Source organism: SAR202 cluster bacterium, from assembly GCA_016872355.1.
Classification (GTDB): domain Bacteria; phylum Chloroflexota; class Dehalococcoidia; order Lucifugimonadales; family VGZY01; genus VGZY01.
In genome coordinates, this window is the sequence record VGZY01000009.1 from 1 (window position 1) to 20,434 (window position 20,434).

Consider the following 20,434-nt stretch of genomic DNA (forward strand, 5'->3'; position numbering starts at 1 on the left):
TGGCCGCGGCGGGCGCGGGAGTGGCGGGCGGCAGGGCCGCCTGGGGTGTAGCCGTGGGCGCCGGTGTCGGCGGAAGCGCCGTGGCAGTCGGGGCTGGCGCGCCGCCCTCGCCGACGACTACAAGGGCCGTCATGTTGGGGTGGTACTCACAGAAATAGGCGAAGGCCCCGGCCTGGGCGAACGTGAACTCGAAGGTCTGGTTCTGGTCTCGGCGCCCGCTGTCAAAGAGGCCGGACTTCTGCCCCGGCGCTCCCGAGGAGACGGTGTGCGGGGCGCTATCGTGGTTTACCCAGCGCACCCGCTGGCCAACCGGTATCTCGATCTCGGGGAATGCGAAGTTCATGATGAAAGCTTCAGTGACCGGGGTGTCGATGACTGCCGTCGGCGTTCCGGTGGGGGGCTCAGGCGTTGCAGTCGCCGCTGGCGAGGTGGGTGAAGGCGCGGCCGCGGGCACGGTGGCTGCGGAGGGCAGGGCAGTGGCCGGCGCCGAGGTGGGGGTTGGGTCCGGGCCGGACGTGCATGCAGCAAGTATTGAAAGTGCGGAGGCGGATATCAGGAGCCGGACAGCCGGCCGTAACGTGTGGAGGACCAAGTGACACCTCATATCGTGGAAACAAATATTTTGCGTGGCACGTACTTATAACGATGGTCTGTGCGGCCAGGTTATAGCGGTGCAAACGGCATTTACGTAGATGATTGTACGTACGAGTGACCTGCTTAAAATCCGTGCCAGCCCCTATTTAGAAATTTTCTAGACACAGTCCAACCATGTCGCTAAACTGTCTTAGTCAAGAAGGACCGTGCGGGAGTCTAAAGGTGCTACGCCATTCTTTCATTCACTTTCCCGGCGTGGGATCAACAACGGAAAAGCACCTGTGGGAAGCAGGGATTCGCACGTGGGACGACTTCAGGGCGGCGACTACAGTGCCGCTGCGGGCGAGCGGGATGCGCGACGTCATTTGCGCCCGGATTGACGAGTCCCGAGAGCGGCTGGAAACCAGGGACGGGGCCTTCTTCAGCGCGTGTTTCACGTCGCACGACCGGTGGCGGATCTACTCTGATTTCCGTGACCAGGCGGCGTTCCTGGACATCGAGACTACAGGCCTCTCTCCCCAGTCCAGCCGCATAACGATGGTTGGGGTCCTGGACAGGGAGGGTTACCGGGCGTTTGTGGCGGGCGAGAACCTGGATGAGCTGCCGAGAGCGATGGAGCGGTATTCGCTGATAGTGACCTACAACGGCGCATCGTTCGATATACCGTTCGTGGAGTACTTCTTCGGAAAGATATTCCGGCACGCCGCGCACCTGGACCTGCGATACCCGCTGAAGAGGCTTGGGTACGGGGGTGGGTTGAAGCAAATCGAGAGGGAGCTTCGGGTGGCGCGCCCGTCGGAGCTGTCCGAGCTCGGCGGCTTCGAGGCAGTGATCATGTGGCAGATGTGGGAGCGTGGAGAGCGCGGCGCGCTCGATACGCTGGTCCGCTACAACGCGGAAGACGTTGCATCGCTTCCTGCTCTGGCGGATATCGCGTACAACGAGTTGCTGGACGACATTCCGTTTCCGGTCGAGCCGGTTAGGCTATGGAACCGTCCGGTTATTGACCTTCCTTACGATCCATCCGTGGTGCGCAGGCTGGCCGGAGCAAAGGTGTGGGACCGCCCGTTCACGGAGCAGCGGGGCGTGCGTACATATTGATATGAGAACTCAATCTGGAGGGGTTGTGGGGTGGCATTTAGTGAAGTGGCCCGCAAGGCAGCATGGACGGACCGAATCGAGGCTCCGAAACTGATGAGCAAGGTTGCGGTGGTCAACGCGGATTTCCGCGTTCAGGTGGTCAGCTCCGAAAATGGCGATTGCCGGACATTTAACGGCTACGGCAACATGCACATGTGGCCCGTATGGTCGCCAAACGGGCAGCAGGTCCTCTTTTCCGGTTACTCCACTATCATGAACGGCCACGGGCGCCAGCGCCTGCTGCTGCATGACCTGGGCAACGGCGACGCTCAAATCATCTACGACAGCGAGCCGGGAGCAGACGCCATTGCCCCACGAACGCCGCACTACTCAGCGTGGTCGCCGGACGGCCGGCGCGTGGCGATGCTGGCGCGGAACATGCTCCGGAAGGGCCTCTCGCTCTACCTACTCGATCCATCGCGCGGGGATGCACCGGAGAAGTTCATCGACGGCGCCCCATTGTTCTTCTCCTGGTCCCCGAACTCCAGGTTCCTCCTTGTTCATTCGCGGTTCGACCACTACATAGTCGATTTCCGCGATGACAGCTACGTCACCCGCCTGAACTACAAGTCCGGTCTCTATTCCGCCCCATCCTGGTCGCCGCGCGGCGGCAAGTTCGCCCTGATGCACGAAGTGCCCGGCGGCCGGCAGACCCTCCAGCTTGTGAACCCGAAGGGCGACTGTGTGCAGGAAATCGCCGAGGTGGATGGGGCAGGCGCTTTCTCCTTGTGGCCGAAGGGCGACCGCATTGGCCTGCTCCGGGGCCAGATAGGCCAGTCGCGCTACTTCAAGGAGCTATGGCTGGCGCCTCTGTTCGGAGGGGATGAGCAGCAGCTGATCGGCGAGCCGGTGTTTGCCTTCTACTGGTCCCCATCCGGCGCTCACATCGCATACGTCACACCTGCGCCCAACATGGAAGGCGTAATGCGCCTGGGCATCGTCAACACTGAGAACGGGTACACCCGCTACATGGTCGATTTCAAGCCGACTGAGGAGCAGCTTACCCAGCTTATGTTCTTCGATCAGTACTCGCAGACGCACAATCCCTGGTCACCGGACGGGACAAAGCTGGTGTTCACAGGGACGCTCACCGACGAGTACCAGCAAGACCACAAGAGGACCCAAGGGCCGTCGGTCTTCCTGGTGGACGTGTTTGGGGAGCGCCCCGTCAGGCCGCTGGCGGCGGGCGTGATGGGCTCCTGGCAGCGGTGCTGAGCGCAGGCAAGTATGAATTATGAATTATGAAGTATGAATGGTGGATGACACTGGCCCTAACGGCCTCATCCTGAAGGATCTCGCAGGGGGCGATTGGCATGCTAATCGCCCCCTGTTCTGTTGGGTGGCGCATTGCGTTGGGGTCATTTCAGGAAGACTGGCTGGGTCCACGCCTTCTTGCCGGTGGATGAGCGCACGGTGGCGCGCACGTAGCCCTCATTACCCTTGATCGCATAGGCGGCCCTGGCGCCGTCAGAAGTCGCAAGGACGGCGCCGTTTCTTCCGCTGAATGTTGTGGTATAGGTGACACCTTCGACGGGGCTGACCTCCAGCGATATGCTTGCCTGCGACCAATCAAGGCTTGAGAGGGTGACTCCGGTGCTCGCATAGAACTCGCCGGCGTTTAGCGCCGCCAGGATGGCGGGGACGGTAAGCTCCTCCGCCCGGAGGTGGACCCAGCCACGGCCCGGGTAGGCGCGCGTGGGCAGGTCCTCGTCGTACGTGTGGGCGTCATCAGTCGCAATGCCCCAGATCACCATGCCACCGCTGAGGACGCCGTCCCATATCTCTTCGCAGCTCATGCGGCCGGGGCCGCCGTCGTTGTTCTTGCTCGTGCCGCCGCCGTTGTATATCTCCACGAACCTCGCGCCCGGCGTCTGCAGTATCTCGCGGTGGTCGAAGCTGTAGCGGTCGTTAGGGTGATTTATCGACGCGAGACCGCCGGCCTCGATCACCGCGTTGACGTTGGCCTGGATGGTCGGCAGCACGTCCCACGCATCAACGAACTCTACCGTGCGGGTAATGCCGAAGCCGTTGATGTGCACCGTGCCCTTCTGGCTCTTCATCGCCTTGCCCACTTCCTGCCCGGGGATGAGCAACAGCCTGTCGAAGTCGTAGTCCACGAGATGGTCGTGCTCTGTCATGCACAGGAAGTCGTAGCCATGGTCGGCATACCACTTGAGGGCGTTGGACGCTGAATGCGGGCTCTCCTTGAAGCCGTGAGAGTGAGTATGGAGGTTACCTTTGTACCACTTGAGATTGGACACGAGCGTTCCTCTAAATTCGGGATTGAGATATCTTAACAGGAGAAAGCAATGCGGGCTACCGTGCTACCGGTAGCCCGCGTTTCAGTTCATCTTGAATAGGCTAGAGGGCGGCCTTGACGCGCGACTTGAGCTCCGCGGGCGAGATACTCTCCGCGAAGTCTTCGCCGTCGATATACTCGGCTTTTGCTCCTTCCGCTTCAATAAGGCCCTCCGGGCCGGAGCCGTAGGTGCCGTCCGGGTTCGTTGCCAGCGCTAAGATCAGGTGGTCGCCCACGTCCGGCAGCGCGAACTGGATCAAAGACGCATATTCCTTCTCGTCGCCCTCGTGTCCATACATACGAACCGTGACAACGGACGAGGCACCGATCTTGCCGTCGCTCTTCAGCACCTCTTCAACGCGCACAGCGTAGTCGGTGTAAGGCGATCTGATGTCGGTCTTGCCTTCATCTCCGTACGGCTCGAGCATGCGCTCAGTTGCAGATTCCACCTTGCCGACAAATATTACCTCGGAGCGCTCAACGAGCTGGCCCACGCTCTGCGGCCGCTGGACCATCATGGAAGTCGAGCCGCCGGGACCGGGTCCTTGCGACGCAGCGGGCGCGCCGGAGATGTCGTCGCCGGCGGCCGGGGTGGCGGGATCGTTCCCCGCGCACGCCACACCTGCGATCACCACGACTCCGGCGGACAGCCCAATTATGAACCTGCCGGTACGATTCCCAATCCTCACCATCGTCTTCCTCCATCCTTGGGGGTTGATACGAACACTGGGTGTTCGTTATGGAAAAGACGACGGCGGGCGCTCGAATGTTCCGGTCGGTCCTTACTTTCCGCCGGTGAAGACCGGCTGGGTCCATGCCTTCTGGCCGGATGAGGAGTAGACCGTGGCGCGAACGTACCCCTCGTCGCCGCGTATGGCGTAGCTTGCGGAGAGGCCGGTGCTTTCCTTCAGCACCACGCCGTGCTTGCTTGTAAAGCGCGTTGTGTAAATGAAATCGCGCGACTGGTCTATCTCGATGCTGACGCGGTCCTTTTCGGTTGCAAGGCCTTTGAGGTCGATACCCGTGGAGAAGTAGAAACTCCCCTCGGACATCGCGTCTACTATCGCTTTGCTGGAGAGGTCCGGAGCGTTGACCATCACCCAACCCCGGCCGGGGTTGGCCTTGAGGGGATGGTAGTCGTGGTAGTGGTGAGAGTCGTCCACGGCGACTCCCCATATCACGCGGCCGGCGCTGAGCACGGCGTCCCATATCTCCTCGTTGCTCAGCTTGCCGGGTGCGCCAAAGAGGTTCACGCCCGGGTGGCCGTTGAATATCTCCAGCAGGTGGGCGCCCACGACCTGCTTGAGATGGGTCTGGTCGAACGCCCACCGGAAGTTCGGGTGGTTGATCGAGGCGATCCCGCCGGCCCCAAGGATGGCGTTTACGTTCGCCTGGATCGTCTCCACAAGCGTGTCGCAGTTTATCGGCTCGACATACCGTTCGATACCGATCGCGCCGATGTGCACGGGGTGGGCGGCATCCCCCTGCTGCACAAGCGCGGAAACCTCTTCGCCGGGGATCAGCAGCGGGCCGGCTTGGCTGCCAGAAGCGCCATGGTCCAGGATGGTGCGGTGGTTATGGTCGCTGAGGACCAGGAAGTCGTAATCGTGGTTTCGGAACCAGCGGACGATAGTCTCGGGGTCGGCGTCTCCGTCGGACTCTTTCGTGTGCGTGTGAAGGTTGCCCTTGAACCAGCGCTTGTCGGTCATTGAAGCCTCGCAGGCTGGACCGGAAGGCGCCATGCCGCCGGCCCTGGATTTGGTATAAGACGGGGTTAGGGTAGCGAGGACGGCGACTTCGTGTCAAATAGCGAGGGTGATCGATAAAATTGCCCCATGCGAACTGTTTGAAAGTGTGATAGACTGCCGATCCGTTGACGGCTTGCGAACGATTGACCCCACTCTATAGCCAGGAGCGTCAAGGATGATCAAACTCAGCTGGATGGCGCGGGCCGACAGCGAGGCCGAGCTGGAAAACCAGCTCAAGTACGCCAGGAAGATCGATCTGGACGTTATAGACTTCCACATCGGCAAATTCCCTCGCACAACCAAGTTCCTGCGTCATATCAAGAAGGAAGCCCTGAAGGCCGGCCTGCCGATAGGCTACCTGGGCGGCCCCACCCTGGTGGGCGAGGCCGATGGCCGCAAGAAGCGCATGGACCAGGCCAAGCAGGACGTGGACCTCACCGGGTTCCTTGGCGCCCAGATGCTTCGAATGTTCGCCCGGCACAAGTGGCCGGCCACCGTTGAGGAGCAGGAGAAGTACTGGAAACCGATGATCGAGGACTTCCAGGAGCTGGCGGACTATGCCGCGCCCAAGGGCGTCGCTCTGGGCCTTCAGAACCATAACCACAGCAGCTTCTGCATGAACGCAGACCAGGCGCTGAGGATCCTCAAGGAAGTGAACCGCGAGAACTTCACCTACCTCATGGACTCCGGCCAGTGGCAGGGCTCCATCGGCGGCTCGCCTCGCGGCTTCCGCGATATCAACGTGGACATCTACAAGGACTATATGGAACGGATGGCGCCGCATACCACGCTCGTCCGCGCCAAGATTTACAAGATCGATAACGGCTGGGAGGAGTGGATCGACTACCCCCGCGTGTTCAAGATACTGGCGAAGGCCAAGTTCAACGGCAACGTATCGATAGTGTTCGAAGGCGGCGAGCCCCCACGCAACCGCTTCGACGACGACCAGTGCGTGGCCCTGGCGGCCAAGCACCTGCGGGAAGTGGCGGCGCTCTCTAACCTTTACGACGTTTAAGAGACCTCTCTCCCCATCCCTCTCCCCTGAGAGGGGAGAGGGGGTAAGGACGGCGGGCACAGCCGCCTGCGGGAGTCTGAGGGCAGCGCCCTCAGGGATTTAGGAATTGCAGTGGACTTCGTCCCTTGCCGGGGGCTGGGGCGAAGCCCCAGGGATTTATTCCCCCTTCCCTCCCCAATGGCGAAGCGCAGTAGAAAATCCGTCGCACGGAGCACACACAAATGATCAAGATCAGCATGATGGCCCGGGGCAAAGACCAGGGCGAATACGCCGGCCTCGTCAAGCACGGCAAAGAGATCGGCCTCGACGCCATAGACATACACATGGACCGCCACATCAACCGCGAGCCCAAGTTCATGGCCACGCTCAAGAAGCAGTGCCTGGACGCCGGACTGCCGATCGGTTACTTCTCATCCGGCCACAGCATGGTCGGCCCGGCAGAGCAGCGGCAGGCGCGGATCGCCCAGGCTAAGTCAGATGTGGACGGCGCGTCCGTCATGGGCGCGCAGCTTTGCCACGCCTTCGCCCGCCACAACTGGCCGGCAAAGGAAGAGGAGCAGGAGAAGTTCTGGGGCCCGATGATCGAGGACTTCCAGGCAACTGCCGACTACGCGGCCGAGAAGGGCGTCGTCCTGGGCCTCCAGAACCACAACCACGGCTCGTTCGCAATGAACGCGAACCAGGTCCTGCGCATCCTGCGCGAGACCGGCCGCAAGAACCTCACGTACATTATGGACTGCGGCCAATGGCAGGGCTCCATCGGCGGCTCGCCGCGCGGGTGGACCGACACCTCCGTGGACATCTACGACCATTACATGAAGCGCGTCGCGCCGTACGCCACCTGCGTCCGCGCCAAGATATACAAGATCGATAACGGCTGGGAGGAGTGGATAGACTACCCCCGCGTATTCAAGATGCTCCAGGCTGTAGACTTCAACGGCAACGTCTCCATGGTGTTCGAGGGCGGCGATCCGCCCCGCAACCGCTACAGCAAGGAAGAGTGCCTCAAAATCGCAGTCCCGTACCTCCGCGAGGTAATCAAGCGCTCGGACGACAGGGGCGGGAGAGTTTAGGACAAATTCAGTAGTTGGTAGTCGGTAGTAGGTAGTCGGCCAATCCAACAGCCGGCTGTTCGTCTGGCCTACTACCTACTACTAACTACCAACTACTGTCTCCATAATTTTCTTCAGGAGTCACTGATGATCAAGCTTAGTTGGATGGCCCGCGCAAACACCAACGAGGTGTTCCAGGAACAGGTCAACTTCGCGCGCGAGCTTAACCTGGACGCCATCGACTTCCACGTCGGCGGCATGCCCCGCGACCCGCTCTTTGTCCGCCGCATCAAGAGGCAGTGCCTCCAGCTCGGCCTCCCCATCGGCTACCTCGGCTCCGGCTCCATGACCGGCCCGCTGGAAGAGCGCGAGGCCCGCATCAAGGAGATGAAGGAGGACATCGACCTCGCCGAGTTCATGGGCGCCCAGATGATCCGCGCCTTCGCCCGCCACAAGTGGCCGGAGACCAAAGAGGAGCAGGAGAAGTTCTGGAAGCCCATGATCGAGGACTTCCAGAAGGTCTGCGACTACGCCGCCGAGAAGGGCGTATTCATCTCCCTCCAGAACCACGACAACAGCTCGTTCTGCATGACCGCGGACCAGGTGCTACGCATCTACAAGGACGTCGCCCGCGACAACTTCAGCTTCATCCTTGACACCGGCCAGTGGTACAAGTCCATCGGCGCAGACCCCCGCGGCGTCATCAAGGACCCCAACCTGGACATCTACGAGACCTACATCAAGGCCACCGCGCCCATCGCCACCTGCGTGCGCGCCAAAATCTACCGCATCCACACCGGCAAAGAGGAGTACCTGGACTACCCGCGCATCATGAAAATCCTCAAGGACGTCAACTTCAACGGCACCATGTCCATAGTCATGGAGCACGTAGACAAGTCCTACGAGTACAACCACGTCATGCGCCTCGCCGCCACATACCTCCGCACCCTCCTGGCAGACTACAACAAGAAGTAGGACGGAGATGTAATCCGCAGATTACGCAGATGTAAGACAGCCGCCCCGATTCCATCGGGGCGGCTGTCTGGCGTTTTGCGGCTGTCAATCCCTGGTTCAGATTTTAGGCGCTACAGTGTATACTGCGGATATGCGCGATACGCCGCGCAGACTAAGCCGAAACAAACGACAGGTGCATGCGATGAGCGGCGGTGCCAAGCCACGGAACGGCTCAAGCAGTTTGGTCTACGAGACATCCGACCACAACGCGCGGCTGTTCCAAGTGATAAGGGAGAAGTATTGGGCCCGACAGGCCTATATGGAATCTCTTTTTGGGGCAGACACCAACGGTGCCGTCAACGGCAACGGCAAACATCCGCACGGCAGCAAGCCGCTCCTGCTGGATTTGTTCTGCTGTGCCGGCGGGGCTGGGATGGGCTACCACCGCGCGGGCTTCGACGTTGTGGGCATAGATATTACCCCCAGCCCAACTACCCGTTTCGGTTCATTCAATACGACGCGCTGAAGCTCGACGCCGAATTCTTGGCCCAGTTCGATGCGATTCACGCCTCACCGCCGTGCCAGTCCTACTCCGACCTCGCCAAGCGCAATCGCAACGCCGACGCTTGGCCGCGGCTGATTGAGCCCGTGCGGGAAATGTTGGAGGCGACCGGCAAGCCGTACGTTATTGAGAATGTGGAGGGCGCTCCGCTGCTCAATCCCGTCAGGCTTTGCGGCACAATGTTCCGTGGACTGCGCGTCATCCGGCATCGTCTGTTCGAAGCCAACTTCCAGATAGTATCCCCGCCGCATGGAAAGCACCCGTTAGTGCATACCCTTGACAAGCGCAAGGCTCACTACGGAAAGACCGACCAGTTCAAGGACTTCGTACAGGTTACGGGCGGGGGCAATTGCTCCGTGGCGGCGGCCCGCGATGCAATGGGCATAACCTGGATGAGCAAGAAAGAGCTTAACGAAGCCATTCCGCCTACGTATACGAAGTTTATCGGCGGGCAACTTCTAACATATATTTCTTCCGTTGAAGAGACCGGTGTAAGGCGGCTAGCGAGTGCGTAAGCTTTCAGCAAAGAGTAAGATCAAAACGTATTTCTTGGAGCATCTCGGTGAAGTTGTCACCATACATAAAATCCAGGAGATCTCCGGAATCTTCGATAGCCCGCGGCGTGTAAGAGAGATTCGCCAGGAAGAGGGTTGGGCGATTCTTTCAGACAAAGATACGACGACCCTTAAGCCGGGTCAATACATGCTGAAAGAACTGCCTCCAGTGGCACCTGACGTCAAATTCTCTCGGAAGATGTCGGCCAAATTGAAAGCAGTGGTTCTGGATCGCAACGGACATACCTGCCAGATGTGCGGTCTGACTCCAGGCCAAACCGATCCGGATACAGGTCGCAAGGTTCTTTTGCACATCGCGCACATCAAAGACAAGAGCTTGGGCGGCAAGGATGAGATAAGCAATCTCCGGGAGCTTTGCTCCACGTGCAATCAAGGTGCCAAGAACATAACGGCTGAAAAGCCTTCCAAGATTTGGCTGCTGAGCCAGGTTAGGCGGGCGGGGCAGGACGAGCAACGCGCGGTGTACGAATGGCTTCGCGGGAAGTTCGGCGAGTGACGTGGATGCTTTCACCCCGGCCAAGCGCTCCCAGATTATGGGGCGAGTGCGCTCCAAGGACACCAAGTCCGAGCTCGCCGTAAGGAAGGCCCTCCACGCCGCAGGGTTCCGCTACCGTCTCCACGACCGCAAACTACCTGGCCGCCCGGACATTGCGCTCCCCAGGTTTCGCACCGCAGTCTTCGTCCAGGGCTGCTTCTGGCACGGCCACGGCTGCAAACGCTCCGCCGCTCCCACCTCAAACATCGAGTTCTGGTCACGTAAGCTCGCCCGCAACGTTGAGCGGGACGCGGCACACAGACAGACCCTAGAGCAGGCAGGGTGGAATGTGGAAGTCGTCTGGCAATGTGAGTTGTGCCCCGCCACGGAGCGGCTCGTTGGGCGGCTGACGCAACTGCGGGAGCAGCAATCGGGCGGGTAAGATCGCCCAGCCCCGCCGCCCCGCCCCGATCACCCTCTCTGTCGCCCGCAGCGCCGACATCTCCCCCATCGAGGGGGAGAAACATATCGGGGAGGCCGCGACCGCCTCCCCAAAATCTGTCTAATCTGCGTAATCTGCGGATAACTCTCCCCGGCTCACTTCCCCAGCGCCGCCACCACCGCGTCGCCAACCTGCGACGTCGTCGCCTTGCCGCCCAGGTCCGGCGTCAGGACCTTCGCCTCAGACAAAACCTTCAACACCGCCTTGTCCGTCACGTCCGCCGCGCGCGTCTCGCCGATGAAGCGGAGCATCATGCCGGCGGCCAGCACCGTGGCCAGGGGGTTCGCGATGCCCTTGCCCGCGATGTCCGGCGCGCTGCCGTGCACCGGCTCGAAGAGCGAGGGGAAGCGGCGCTGCGGGTCGATGTTGCCGCTCGGGGCAAGGCCCATGGAGCCGCTGATGATCGCGCCGATGTCCGTGAGGATGTCGCCGAACAGGTTGCTCGCGACCACCACGTCGAACATCTCCGGGCGGCGCACGAAGTCCATGCACGCCGCGTCCACCAGCAGCGACACCGTCTTGATGTCCGGGTACTTCGCCGCGACGCGCTTGAAGGCGTCGTCCCACACCACCAGGCCGTAACCCTGGGCGTTGGACTTGGTCACCGAGGTCACGTGCTTCTTCTTGCCGCGCTTGCGGGCCAGCTCGAAGGCGTACGTGATCACGCGCTCGCACCCGTGCCGCGTGAAGACGCTCGTCTGGATGCCGACCTCCTCCGGGAAGCCGCGGTACTGGAAGCCACCCACGTTGGCGTACTCGCCCTCGGTGTTCTCGCGGATGACCACCATGTCGATGTCGTACGGCTTCTTGCCCGCCAGCGGCGATACCACGCCCGGGTACAGCACGCTCGGCCGCTCGCACACGTACTGGTCGAACGCGCGACGCATCGGCAGCAGCAGCCCGTTCAGCGTGATGTGGTCCTGTATCTCCGGGTGGCCCACCGCGCCGAAGAATACATGGTTGAACCCCCGCAGCGTGTCGAGGGCGTCCGCCGGCATCATCCGCCCGTTCTTGAAGTAGTAGTTGGACCCCCACGGAAACTCCGTGAACTTCCACCCGATCTTGAACTCCTTCCCAACGGCGTTCAGGACCTTCAGCCCCTCCTCGATCACATCCACCCCAATACCATCGCCACGAATAACCGCAATCTTGTACTCAGCCATGCAAACCCCTTAAGAATTTATCCGCAGATTACGCAGATTACGCAGATTTTGAAGACTTGGAGTGCGTAAGGGCGAATCGGCGGTGTTGTAATGACTTTGCGCCAAAGTTGATAAGAAGGCCGACGCCGTATCCGGTAGCCTTTAAGTAGTTGATGACCTGGGCCTCCTCGACTCCACCAAATTGCGATACGGCCTTTAGCTCGACTATCACAGAATCGTAGCAGATGAAGTCCGCGCGGTAGCCAGTGGATAAAAGACGGCCCTTGTATTCGATTGGGAGGTCTATTTCTCGTTTGAAGGGGATGCTCCGCTCGGCCAATTCCAGCTGAAACGCCTCCTGATAAACGGCTTCCAAGAACGCGGATCCCAATTGCCTATGGACTTCGAAAGCTGCACCAATGATCGCGAAAGTTCTTGGATCTTTCTCAATAATCTGCGTAATCTGCGGATTAATCTCGGTCCCGCGCGTCGTGCTCATAGCGGCCGGTAACGTCGCCCTTGGCGTTCACGCGGAGGCCGTAGGGGAACTTCACGGTGGTGGTGCACGCGTGGCCGGGGATGGCCAGGATGTAGTCGCCAACCTTGAGAGGAGCGCCGTTGAGCTTGATCACCCCGTGCTCCTCGGACTGCGATACCAGCTCAGCCTGGGGGTAGCCAGCCACCTTGAAGCGCAGGTTCGTGGGCTGGTCCGGCGAGGCCGCCTTGGAGCCGATGTCGCACGTCACGGTGTCCTTGCCCGCGTGCGCGTCCACCACCTGGCCCAGCACCAGCGCGGCGGGCTTGAACGGCAGCTCGGACATCGTCGCGTTCCGGTGGTCCCAGTAGACGAACGTCCCGGGCGATACGCGTATCTTCGGCTCGTCCATGTACAGGTGGAAGCCCCACGACCCCGCCGCGACGTTGTCCGTCACCGGGACGCCCGCCTTCTCGGCCGCGGCCCAGATATCGCGCATATAGCCGATGCCCTGCGCCACCAGCGCCTTGCGCTCCGCGATGTCCGGCTTGTACAGATTCTCGCCGTCGAAGACGTGCACGCCGATAGCCTTCAGCCCCTTCGTCTTGGCGGTCTGGATGTACAGGTCCGCCGCCTCCTTGCCCGGCTGCGCGCCGGTCCGGTGCATCCCGGTGTTCAGGTCCATGTACACGCCGATCGTGATCTTGTTCGCCAGCGCCAGCTCGGACAAGGTTTTGAGGTGCTCCGGCTTGCTGATGATCGTCTTGATCTCGATCTTCGGATACTTCTTGACGAGCGCGACGAACCTCGCCAGCTTCTTCGGGTGGATGGTAGGGTAGGCGACGATGATCTCCTTCACCCCGTTCGCCGCCAGCACCTCCGCCTCCTTCATCGTCGCGCACTTGTAAGCCGTCAGCCCGCCCGCCATCTGCAGCTTGAGGATGTCCGAAGACTTGTGCGTCTTGAAGTGCGGCACCACGCGGTCCGCGCTTCCGCACACCTTAACCACCTGCGCGATGTTGTGCTTGACGATGTCCACATAGATCAGGAACGCGGGAGTCTCGATCTCCTCCGGCCGGTTGATACGGTACCCAGCGATTTCCATTGTTGGCGTCCTTCGTGTGAAATTGCAGCCCTCACCTGTCCCGATTTCATCGGGACATCCTCTCCCAGGGGAGAGGAGAAATGGGATCGGGGCCGCCGGTTCCGGGGAGTTTAGCACAACAGGCCGGGAAGATTAAGCGCAGGGTTAGGGCAGAGTAGGGTAGGGGACGGTGTGTTTTGTATCTCCCCCTCAGGGGGAGATGTCACGGCCCCGCGTGACAGAGAGGGTGACGGGCTTGGGGGCGGTAGAGGGATCAGGGGGGAAGAATCGCCCCCTCGCTCCCTCACGCCATCGCCCGCCGCGCAGCTGCATGGCCGCCCTCGCGCGCCGCGGCTGCGAACAGCAGGGCCGACGCCACGAACATCGCAGTGAACATTCCGTTGATCCCCAGTATCTGCTGCACCGGGGTTGGGTCGCCCAGCGTGACCCGGAAAATCTGCGACAGCGTGATGGCGTTGTCCACCGCGTTCTCGCCGCCCCACCACGCGGGGTCCATCTCAACGGAAACCAGCGCGATTACGCCGATTGTTGCCTGAACGAGAGCCGCCGCGAATAGCGTTATCGCCATCCCGGTGGGCCTGAACCGCGCGACCAGCGCACCAACGCCTCCCACGGCGAACACCGCCAGGTACATCGCGTTCGCGGCGTTGTCCTCGCCGCCGATTGCGCCAACCGCCGGGACGATGAAGAACAGGAGCAGCGCGCCGAGGAGCCCGATTCCAACGCCCGCGCGGTACGCAAGGCTATCTCTCATAAGACCGGATATCAACTGGAATGCGACGCCAACCAGGAACACTGCGACCCCGACGCCGATAAAGTCGCCCGGCCCCCAGTTGAAGTCTTCCATTAACAGCTCGCCCGCCAAGGGCAGCAGCAGGAAGACTGCCGACCCTATCGCCGCGCGCACAACGTACTTCAGCACGGTGCCGGACATACCTGCCTCTCTCCGGGCGCCCTGCTCAGAGCGCCACAACAGGTCGTCTACGGCTCCAATGAAGCACCGCATCACCAACCCTACCGCGGCTGCTGACTCCGAGCGCCCTCGCTCCAGGACGTACCGACGTTGCTCGTACAGATCCGACTCAATCTCCGTTGTGCGGCGCTTCCTCGTCAGGCCGTCCATGCCGACAAGGTACGTCGACACCCACGCGCGAACAATCCACTCGCACAGCCGGTAAGAACCGCTCATGCCGTGGCCCTCCCGGAGGATGTCCGCCCGGGTGACAGTTCGTCTCCTCCTCTCCCCGAGGGAGAGGCCTTTGCCGCTTTGGGCAAAGGGTGAGGGCTCCGGCTGTTCTGCTCTGTCCGCTGTCCCTCCACGGCGCGTTCTCCCGCGGCCGTGATGCGGTACAGCCGGCGTAGAGGCCGCCCGGACCGGGCTGCCTCTATGGCGTCCTCCCACCGACTTTCCAGCAGGCCGTAGGTCTCGAGTCGATTGAGCGCCCGGTACAGGGTGCCCTGGCCCGTCAGCAGCTTGAGCTCCGGCCCCTCCGCCATCTCTTTGGCTATCAGGAACCCGTGGAATTCAGGCAAACCGCGACCCGCCAGGCCCATGCCTGCCTCGAGTATGCTGAATTCGATTGGCCTCAACTGTCCAGGTTTGCGTCTCATAACGGCATTATACGCATATATATGCGTTTCAGTCAACGCCCCGTCGTCCTGAACCGGACGGCGTACTGTTCGCACGTGCCTCAACCCTTATCCTATTGTCATTTAGGCCCGGGCACGCCAAGAATGTATGGCATCGGTACACCGGGCGCAATCGCCTGGCGTTTGCTGCTGGAGGGACCATGTCTCTGGTGGGAATAATAGCCAATCCGGCTTCAGGGAAGGACATCCGCCGCCTTGTCGCCCAGGGCCGGTTCGTCCCGAACCAGGAGAAGATCAACACGTTGCGACGTATCCTGGCGGGACTGGCGGCGACCGGCATCCAGCGCGTCGTCATGATGCCGGACTCTGCGGGCCTGGGTTACGGCGCCATGGAGGGCGCGCCGGCGACCATCAGTCTCGAATTCCTCGAGATGGAGGTCATGGGAAACGAGTCCGATACTACCCACGCGGCGCGTATGATGGCCGATATGGACGTGCGTTGCCTGATCACCCTCGGCGGCGACGGGACAAACCGCGCGGCCGTAAAGGGCGCCGCCACAATCCCGATGGTGCCGATCTCCACCGGGACAAACAACGTCTTCCCGAGCACTATTGAAGGCACCGTAGCCGGAATGGCCGCCGGAGTTGTCGCGAAGGGCCTCGTGGACCTCGCCGGCGTGGCGCGGTCCGCGCCATTTCTCGAGGTATCGGTTGCCGGAAAGCCACGCGATATCGCCCTGGTGGACATCGCCGTCAGCCACGAGCGATTCGTCGGCGCGAGGGCGATTTGGGACATCGAAACCGTTCACGAGATATTCCTATCTCGCGCGGAGCCCGGCAGCATCGGCCTATCCGCAATCGGCGCCGCCGTGCATCCCTCGCCGGCAGACGAGCCCTCCGGCCTGCGCGTGCGATTCGGCCAGGGCGGCGGCACGGTGCTCGCTCCCCTAGCGCCGGGCGCCGTCAGCCCAATTCCCATCCGCGACTACCGGCCGCTCACGCTGGGGCAGGGCGTGCCCATCGACCTGGTGCCCTGCACGATCGCCCTGGACGGCGAGCGCTCCGTCACCCTCAGGCACGGCGACGAAGCGTCCGTTACTCTGACGGCCAACGGCCCACTTGTTGTTGACGTTCCCGAGGCGCTCCGTCGGGCCGCCGCTGCGGGCGTATGGAGGAGGAGTTGAAGGCGCCGCGTGTCGTCCTCATCCCGCCGAAAACCCCGCCCGCGCTTGTCCCCTGACCCCAGACCCTATACACTCTTACCACTTCACTTGAGGAGCTGGTCAGATGGTCATGGGTTTCAACCACTCCGGCATCGTCGTCAAAGACCTTCAGAAGATGATTGCCTTCTACACCGAGACACTAGGCATGAAGGTCGACCGCGAGGTGGACAGCGTCGCGCCGCCGGAAGGCGATCACACCGGCTTTCCGGGCGCGAAGCGCAAACTCGTCTTTGTAAGCTTCCCGGACGGCGACCACAGCATGGAGCTTGTCCACTACATCAACCCACCCAGTCCCGCAGGCGGGCTCGAAAAACACCAGGTGAACGCCTCGCATATCTGCTTCAACGTGAAGGACTTGCAGGCCTTCTACGACAAGACTTCGAAGGGCGTCATCAGGTATGTAACGCCCCCCAAGTTCCGCAACATCGCAGGCGGCGTTCGCGTCGGCATCGTCTACGGCTATGACCCGGAGGGCAACCTCATGGAGTTCATGGAGAGGACGAAGACCGCCTGAACGGCCCTTCGCCTTGACGCTATCTGCATATCCCATATAATGAGGATACCCGCCCGGTCCAACGGCGCCGTCCCCGGTGCAGCCGGGCAGGGTGATGCCTACCCAGGAGCCGTTAATGCCCAAGTTCGCCGCAAACCTGACGATGATGTTCAACGAGGTCCCGTTCCCGGAGCGCTTCCAGGCCGCCGCGAAGGCCGGATTCACAGGGGTGGAATACCTTTTTCCCTACGACTTCGATAAGGGCCTCCTCGCCGACCAGCTAGGCAAGAACAAGCTCAGGCAGGTGCTTCACAATCTGCCCGCAGGGAACTGGGGCGCGGGCGAGCGCGGCATCGCCTGCCATCCAAACCGCGTCGGAGAATTCCAGGACGGCGTCGGCAAGGCCATCGACTACGCGAAGGCGCTCAACTGCAAGATGCTGAACTGCCTGGCCGGCATCGCGCCGAAGGACGTGGACGCCGACAAGCAGCGCAAGACGATTGTGGACAACCTGAAGTTCGCCGCCGGCAAGCTGGAGAAGGAAGGCATCAAGCTCCTGATCGAGCCGATCAACACCCGCGACATCCCGGGCATGTATCTCAACAAGACGGCACAGGCAAAGTCGATTATCGCCGATGTGGGGTCGAAGAACCTCTTCCTGCAATACGACGTTTACCACATGCAGGTGATGGAGGGCGACCTGACGCCGACGATCAAGTCCAACCTCGATATCATCAAGCACATCCAGATTGCCGACACGCCCGGCCGCAACGAGCCCGGCACCGGCGAGATCAACTACCCCTTCCTGTTCGCGCAGATCGACAAGCTCGGTTACGATGGATGGATAGGGTGCGAGTACCGCCCGGCCAAGACCACGGCAGAGGGCCTCGGCTGGGCAAAAGGGTACCTGGGGAAGTAACGGCGAGCCGTTCAGGTAACCCTTCGGTAGGGGCGGGTCTGAGACCCGCCCTCCTTGTAAGGCGAAAGTGTGAGGTTCCCCATGGCCACCGTGAAGTCCATACCCGACATTACCTCTATCGAGCAGCGGCAGAAGCTGCTCGAAGAGATACAGGAACGCGTGCTCTGGCTGGCCATCAACATGGTGGACTACGCCAACAACGTGCGCCCTAACCCGGGCGGTGTGAAAGTCGGCGGCCACCAGGCGTCCAGCTCGTCCGTCGTCACTCTCATGACGCATCTCTACTTCGAGTTCATGAAGGCCGGGGACAAGATCTCGGTAAAGCCCCATGCCTCGCCGGTCTTTCACGCTATCCAGTACCTGTTGGGCAACCTCACTGAGGAGCACTTGAAGGGCCTCCGCGCCTTCCACGGCCTCCAGGCCTACCCCAGCCGCACCAAGGACCCGGACGGCGTGGACTTTTCCACCGGCTCCGTCGGCCTTGGCGCCGTGGCGCCGAACTTCGCATGGCTAACCGAGGAGTACGTCCGCCACCACCTGAACAAGGAGAGCGGCGTCGACCGCCGGTGGATCGCGCTCGTGGGCGACGCCGAGCTGGACGAGGGCAACGTCTGGGAGGCTATCGCCGATCCCGCCCTGTTCGATTCGAAGAATATCCTGTGGATCGTCGACCTGAACCGCCAGAGCCTGGACCGCATTATCCCCGGCATCCGTGTTCGGTGCTGGCGCGACATGTTCGCGGCGAACGGCTGGCGCGTGGTGGACGCAAAGTACGGCAAGAAGCTGCAGGCGGCATTCAACGAGCCCAACGGCGAGCTGCTGCGCACCGCCATAGACGAAATGTCCAACGAGTTCTACCAGCGCCTCCTTCGCGTTCAGCCGTCGACGCTGCGCGAGTGGCTTCCAAAGGCGAGCCGCTACCCGCGAGACATGGAGCGCCTTCTCGGACGGTGGAACGACCACGACCTGCAAGACATGTTCCGTAATCTCGGCGGACACGATTTCGGCATGCTGCGCGAGGCGTTCGACCAGATGGACCTTTCAAAGGGTCCGCACGTGCTGTTTGCGTACACCCTGAAGGGGTGGAAGCTGCCCACGGCCGGCGACCCCCAGAACCACTCGACCAACCTGAAGCCGTACCAGATGGAGAAGACACGCATCGCCCTGGGCATCCCCGAAGACCAGAAGATGGCGCGGCTCCCCGCGGACTCCCCGGCAGGCAAGCTGTGCATCGAGACGGCGGAGAAGCTGCAAATAACGAAGCGCCTCAAGCCCGTCACACCGGAGATGTCCATCCCGGCCGGCTTCGAGCAGGCCTACAAAGGCAAGATGTCCACCCAGCAGATCTTCGGCCTGGTGCTGACGGAGATATCGCGCCGGGTGCCGGAGCTCGCCCAGCGCCTGGTGACCATCAGCCCGGACGTCGCTTCCTCCACCAACCTCGGCGGGTGGATCAACAAGGCCGGCGTCTGGTCGCGCTTCCCGCACCAGGAGCTACCGCAGGACGAAGAGCTTCGCGCGCTGCAGTGGACAGAGTCGCCCACCGGCCAGCACATCGAGCTCGGCATCTCCGAGAATAACCTCTTTATGGCTCTCGGCCAGCTCGGCACCTCGTTCGAGATGAACGGCGAGATGCTATTCCCGCTTGGCACGCTGTACGACCCGTTCGTCCGGCGCGGCCTGGACGCCTTCTACTATGCCGCTTACTCTGGCGGCAAATTTATCGTCGTCGCCACGCCCTCAGGCATCACCCTCGGCCCGGAGGGCGGCGCGCACCAGTCTGAGATCACGCCGTCCATAGGAGTCGAGATGCCGGAGATGGACTTCTACGAGCCCGCCTTCGGCCATGAGCTGGAGTGGATCATGCTCTCCGCTATGGAGCAGATCCGCCGTCGCGAGCACTCTACGTATCTGCGCCTGACGAGCAAGCGCATTGACCAGGACATCTTCAAGATGCCCTCGACACCGGAGGCCGTGGAGACGCTGCGCAAGCAGGTGATCCGCGGCGCGTACAAGCTCATCGACCGTAGCGCCGAGCCTGGCTACGGCAAGGGCTACAACATCGTTAACATCATGGCGGTCGGCGCTATGGCGCCGGAGGCCGTCGCCGCAAGCAACCGCCTGCTGGACGAGGGTGTTTTCGCTAACGTGTTCAACGTTACGGGTCCCGGTCCCCTCTACCGCGAGTTCCAGGACTCCGTGCGGGCAGCGATCAAGGAGGGCAGGGGCTCCCGGCCATTCCTGGCGGACGTGATCGGCGTGGGTGAGCGCACCGCCCCCATCGTTACGGTTTGCGACGGCCACCCGCACCAGCTGGCGTGGCTCGGCGCCGCGCTCAAGACGGAGACCTACCCCCTGGGCGTCACGAAGTTCGGCCAGTCCGGCAACCCGTGGGACCTCTACCGCGAGTACGGCATCGATGCCGACAGCATCATGGCCGCGAGCTTCAGCGCGCTGGGGATGTAGGTGTTAGGTGTTAGAATAGGCCGTCCAAAGCATCATAGGAGTGTGATGTAACCTATGCTATTCCGGCTCAAGCACCTTATTGCAGCAGCGGCCATTGCCATCGTT

Annotated in this window: 20 protein-coding genes and 1 pseudogene; 12 read left to right on the top strand and 9 right to left on the bottom strand. The window is 61.8% G+C overall.

Translation table 11 applies throughout. The features are described 5' to 3' along the window. Nucleotides 1-604 (bottom strand): hypothetical protein (locus FJ319_03540; protein MBM3933366.1); only part of this gene is annotated, 604 nt, incomplete at its 3' end. Between the two features lie 164 nt (nucleotides 605-768). Between FJ319_03540 and FJ319_03545 the strand changes: the two genes are divergently transcribed. Next, entirely contained in the window at nucleotides 769-1,695 is a 927-nt protein-coding gene (locus FJ319_03545) for an exonuclease (GenBank protein ID MBM3933367.1), read from the top strand. A gap of 30 nt (nucleotides 1,696-1,725) precedes the next feature. Then, nucleotides 1,726-2,949, top strand: a complete 1,224-nt coding sequence (locus FJ319_03550) for a hypothetical protein (GenBank protein MBM3933368.1) — start codon at nucleotides 1,726-1,728, stop codon at nucleotides 2,947-2,949. 143 nt (nucleotides 2,950-3,092) lie between these two features. On the opposite strand, the gene FJ319_03555 is transcribed toward FJ319_03550, so the two are convergent. The 3 genes from FJ319_03555 to FJ319_03565 form a co-directional block, all read right to left on the bottom strand. Then, nucleotides 3,093-3,995, bottom strand: coding sequence for a hypothetical protein (locus tag FJ319_03555; GenBank protein ID MBM3933369.1), 903 nt, complete (start codon nucleotides 3,993-3,995; stop codon nucleotides 3,093-3,095). Between the two features lie 100 nt (nucleotides 3,996-4,095). Then, nucleotides 4,096-4,725 carry a hypothetical protein gene (locus FJ319_03560; protein ID MBM3933370.1) on the bottom strand — a complete coding sequence of 210 codons (630 nt, stop codon included), beginning with the start codon at nucleotides 4,723-4,725 and terminating at the stop codon, nucleotides 4,096-4,098. 90 nt (nucleotides 4,726-4,815) lie between these two features. Beyond that, nucleotides 4,816-5,742 (bottom strand): hypothetical protein, encoded by a 927-nt coding sequence (locus FJ319_03565; protein ID MBM3933371.1) that lies wholly within the window; start codon nucleotides 5,740-5,742, stop codon nucleotides 4,816-4,818. Nucleotides 5,743-5,956: 214 nt separating this feature from the next. Between FJ319_03565 and FJ319_03570 the strand changes: the two genes are divergently transcribed. The 6 genes and pseudogenes from FJ319_03570 (at nucleotide 5,957) to vsr (ending at nucleotide 10,856) form a co-directional block, all read left to right on the top strand. Further along, nucleotides 5,957-6,796 carry a sugar phosphate isomerase/epimerase gene (locus FJ319_03570; GenBank protein ID MBM3933372.1) on the top strand — a complete coding sequence of 280 codons (840 nt, stop codon included), beginning with the start codon at nucleotides 5,957-5,959 and terminating at the stop codon, nucleotides 6,794-6,796. Between the two features lie 221 nt (nucleotides 6,797-7,017). Continuing rightward, entirely contained in the window at nucleotides 7,018-7,869 is an 852-nt protein-coding gene (locus tag FJ319_03575; GenBank protein ID MBM3933373.1) for a sugar phosphate isomerase/epimerase, read from the top strand. A 126-nt stretch (nucleotides 7,870-7,995) separates the two neighbouring features. Further along, a complete protein-coding gene (locus tag FJ319_03580; GenBank protein MBM3933374.1) occupies nucleotides 7,996-8,823 on the top strand; it encodes a sugar phosphate isomerase/epimerase in 828 nt (275 codons plus the stop codon). Nucleotides 8,824-9,121: 298 nt separating this feature from the next. Then, nucleotides 9,122-9,879, top strand: a pseudogene (locus FJ319_03585) (DNA cytosine methyltransferase). Beyond that, on the top strand, nucleotides 9,872-10,435 hold the full coding sequence (locus FJ319_03590; GenBank protein MBM3933375.1) for an HNH endonuclease: 564 nt from the start codon (nucleotides 9,872-9,874) through the stop codon (nucleotides 10,433-10,435). Before FJ319_03585 ends, FJ319_03590 begins: the two are co-directional and overlap by 8 nt. Nucleotides 10,436-10,472: 37 nt before the next feature. Continuing rightward, nucleotides 10,473-10,856, top strand: a complete 384-nt coding sequence (vsr, locus tag FJ319_03595; protein MBM3933376.1) for a DNA mismatch endonuclease Vsr — start codon at nucleotides 10,473-10,475, stop codon at nucleotides 10,854-10,856. A 155-nt stretch (nucleotides 10,857-11,011) separates the two neighbouring features. Here vsr and FJ319_03600 read toward each other — a convergent pair whose 3' ends face one another. The 5 genes from FJ319_03600 to FJ319_03620 all read right to left on the bottom strand — a co-directional run bounded on the left by FJ319_03600 (nucleotide 11,012) and on the right by FJ319_03620 (nucleotide 15,249). Beyond that, entirely contained in the window at nucleotides 11,012-12,079 is a 1,068-nt protein-coding gene (locus tag FJ319_03600; protein ID MBM3933377.1) for a 3-isopropylmalate dehydrogenase, read from the bottom strand. Nucleotides 12,080-12,116: 37 nt separating this feature from the next. Then, the gene (locus FJ319_03605; GenBank protein MBM3933378.1) at nucleotides 12,117-12,557 is read right to left on the bottom strand and encodes a GxxExxY protein; all 441 of its coding nucleotides are present in this window, start codon (nucleotides 12,555-12,557) and stop codon (nucleotides 12,117-12,119) included. After that, complete coding sequence (locus tag FJ319_03610; GenBank protein MBM3933379.1) at nucleotides 12,529-13,638, bottom strand: hypothetical protein; 1,110 nt, start codon at nucleotides 13,636-13,638, stop codon at nucleotides 12,529-12,531. Before FJ319_03610 ends, FJ319_03605 begins: the two co-directional genes overlap by 29 nt. Before the next feature lie 283 nt (nucleotides 13,639-13,921). Further along, the gene (locus tag FJ319_03615; GenBank protein ID MBM3933380.1) at nucleotides 13,922-14,827 is read right to left on the bottom strand and encodes a hypothetical protein; all 906 of its coding nucleotides are present in this window, start codon (nucleotides 14,825-14,827) and stop codon (nucleotides 13,922-13,924) included. Further along, nucleotides 14,824-15,249 (bottom strand): hypothetical protein, encoded by a 426-nt coding sequence (locus FJ319_03620; GenBank protein MBM3933381.1) that lies wholly within the window; start codon nucleotides 15,247-15,249, stop codon nucleotides 14,824-14,826. The genes FJ319_03615 and FJ319_03620 overlap by 4 nt, the downstream gene beginning before the upstream one ends. A 179-nt stretch (nucleotides 15,250-15,428) precedes the next feature. On the opposite strand from FJ319_03620, the gene FJ319_03625 reads away from it, so the two are divergent. The 4 genes from FJ319_03625 (at nucleotide 15,429) to FJ319_03640 (ending at nucleotide 20,329) form a co-directional block, all read left to right on the top strand. Beyond that, nucleotides 15,429-16,412 carry an ATP-NAD kinase gene (locus FJ319_03625; protein ID MBM3933382.1) on the top strand — a complete coding sequence of 328 codons (984 nt, stop codon included), beginning with the start codon at nucleotides 15,429-15,431 and terminating at the stop codon, nucleotides 16,410-16,412. Nucleotides 16,413-16,515: 103 nt separating this feature from the next. Continuing rightward, nucleotides 16,516-16,965: a VOC family protein gene (locus tag FJ319_03630; GenBank protein MBM3933383.1), complete on the top strand. Its 450-nt coding sequence runs from the start codon at nucleotides 16,516-16,518 to the stop codon at nucleotides 16,963-16,965. A 115-nt stretch (nucleotides 16,966-17,080) separates the two neighbouring features. Then, complete coding sequence (gene hyi / locus FJ319_03635; protein MBM3933384.1) at nucleotides 17,081-17,863, top strand: hydroxypyruvate isomerase; 783 nt, start codon at nucleotides 17,081-17,083, stop codon at nucleotides 17,861-17,863. Between the two features lie 81 nt (nucleotides 17,864-17,944). Beyond that, complete coding sequence (locus tag FJ319_03640; GenBank protein ID MBM3933385.1) at nucleotides 17,945-20,329, top strand: pyruvate dehydrogenase; 2,385 nt, start codon at nucleotides 17,945-17,947, stop codon at nucleotides 20,327-20,329. Nucleotides 20,330-20,434: the final 105 nt, after the last annotated feature.